This window comes from Isoptericola sp. NPDC060257 (genome assembly GCF_042726645.1).
Lineage (GTDB): Bacteria > Actinomycetota > Actinomycetes > Actinomycetales > Cellulomonadaceae > Isoptericola > Isoptericola nanjingensis.
This window is the reverse complement of sequence record NZ_JBHXAW010000416.1, coordinates 1-2,486: the sequence shown is the minus strand read 5'-3', so window position 1 is coordinate 2,486 and position 2,486 is coordinate 1. Positions and strand designations below refer to the sequence as shown.

1 protein-coding gene is annotated in these 2,486 nt (G+C 73.4%); it reads left to right on the top strand.

Annotated features, from left to right (window positions below):
• The first annotated feature begins 50 nt into the window (after positions 1–50).
• Positions 51–2,456: a family 43 glycosylhydrolase gene (locus ACFWEK_RS20750; RefSeq protein WP_430555266.1), complete on the top strand. Its 2,406-nt coding sequence runs from the start codon at positions 51–53 to the stop codon at positions 2,454–2,456.
• The last annotated feature ends 30 nt before the right edge of the window (positions 2,457–2,486 follow it).

Here is a 2,486-nt window from a genome sequence, read left to right as displayed (position 1 = left end):
CGGCCGTCGCCCGCCACGCACGTCTCGCTTCGACGACGAAGGAGAACGACATGCCTCACCCCCGCGACGACCGCGGTGCCGCGCCGCCTCCGGGCCGCCGGGCGGCCGCCGGCGGCGTCTGTCTCACCCTCGCGCTGGTCGGCCTGCAGGCCACGGCCGGCGTCGCGGCCGACGTCTCCTCCGACGGCTCCGCCGCCGCCGGGTACACGAGCTATCCCGCCGTCCTCGACCCGGGGACCGGCGCCGACGACTACTTCTCGCCGCCCTGGCTGGACGACGGCGGCGAGCACGTCCAGGCGCACGGAGGCCAGGTGGTGCAGAGCGAGGAGGACGGCCGCACCGTGTACTACTGGTACGGCGAGGACCGCAGCAACGGCTACTACGGCAGCCCCGGCGTGCACGCGTACAAGTCGTACGACACCAAGAACTGGACGGACGAGGGCGTCGTCCTGCGGTCCGTGTCCGACCCGTCGGACCTGGAGTCGGAGTACTTCGACGCGCTCTACGACACCGTGGACGACGCCGGGAAGCCGCGCGCCGAGCGGATCGCGCAGCTCGACTACCACCTCGACACGAACGAGGCGGCCGACCGCACGACGATCTTCGAACGGCCCAAGGTGCTGTACAACTCCGCGACCGGCCAGTGGGTGCTGTGGTGGCACTCGGACGGCCAGACGACGCAGGGCGGCAGCATGTACGCGCGCTCCATGGCGGGCGTGGCCGTGTCGGACAGCCCGACCGGTCCGTTCCGCATGACCGGCGTGTACCGGATGCCGAACCGGACGAGCTACCAGGACTGCATCTCCGCCGCGGTGCCGGGCCAGGCGCGCGACATGACCGTGTTCCAGGACGACGACGGCACGGCGTACATCGTCTACTCCTCGGAGGAGAACCGGTCGCTCTACGTGGCCGAGCTGGACGAGACGTACACGAACGTCACGCACACCACGGGGACGGACATGGCCGACGCCGGGCAGTACTCGGAGGACGGCCGGTACCCGTACCTCTTCGCGGACGGCACCGCCGAGGCGCCGGTGCGCGGGGAGGACTTCCAGATCGTCAAGGAGTGCGGGATGCTCGAGGCGCCCGCGCTGTTCGAGCACGGCGGCCGGTACTACGCCGTCGCGTCCGGCGCGACGGGATGGGACCCCAACCCGCAGACGTACTACACGGCCGACAGCATCCTCGGGCCGTGGATCCGGGGCGTCGAGCCCGACGACCAGTACGAGGACGTCCCGTACAGCACGATTCCGGAGGGCGGCGACGGGCTGCTGTCCGTCGGCGACACGCGCCGGTCCACGTTCGGCTCGCAGTCCACGAACGTGCTCGACCTGGGCGGCGGCCGGTTCGTCTACATGGGCGACCGCTGGAACGCCGGCGCCGCCGACTCGACGTACGTGTGGCTGCCGATCACCATCGGCGAGAACGGGCGCGCCGAGATGCGCAACCCCGCCGTGGAGGACCCGGGGCGCTGGGGCGGCGGCTGGGACGAGAGCTACTGGGACTCGCGCGGCCTGGGCGACGGCGTCTGGTCGGTGGTCGACGACGGCCTGCCCGAGCAGGTCGGGCCGGGCGAGGACTTCGGGGACGACCTGCCCGCGACCGTGCCCGTCGAGGTGGACGGCGTCACCGCCGACGTGGCCGTGACGTGGGACGCGACGTCGTTCGCCACGCGCGGCCAGCACACGATCACGGGCACCCTCGCCGCCGACGACCGGTTCTCCGCGGGCCGCACGTTCGGCCGCACGATCGAGGTGTCCGAAGAGGGCGTCGTCGAGCTGTGCGGGGCCGACGGGACGACCGTCTCGGCGACCTTCCACCAGACGGACTGGGAGACGATGCCGGCCGAGAGCGCCTGCGACGGCAAGGCGTCCACGTCGTGGTCCACGTGGGCGAGCGGCTCGACGCAGGACGAGGTGACCTTCACCGTGGAGCCGGCCGCGGCGCACGTCGTCGACCAGGTCGCGTTCACGAACATCGAGGGCACGATCGCGCGGTTCGGCGTCGAGTACCGGAACGCCGACGGCGCCTGGCACGCGACGACGGCGCAGGACGTGGCCCCGGGCGCGAACGGCACCCGGACGGCCGTCGCCCTCGACCCGGTCTGGGCCTCGGCGGTGCGGATCACCTTCGCGACCCCGGGCTCGTACCTCAAGATCCCGGAGCTCACGGTGGACGCGCCGCCGACCGCGGTCGAGCCGGCCGTGGCCGCGCGCTGCGTGGGCCAGGGGCGCGTCCAGCTCGTGACGACCGTCCGCAACGCGACGGACCACGCCGGCGACGTCGAGGTCCGGACGGCGGTCGGGGACCGCACCGTGCGGGGAGTGGCGCCGGGCGCCAGCGCGTCCGCGGTGGTGAGCACGCGGGAGCGGACGCTCGACGCCGGCACCGCGACCGTCGCGATGGGCGACGGGCCGGCGGTCGCCGTCGGGTACGCGGCCCGCACCTGCGGCTGACGTGAGGCCGGGCCGGCACCGTCGCGACGG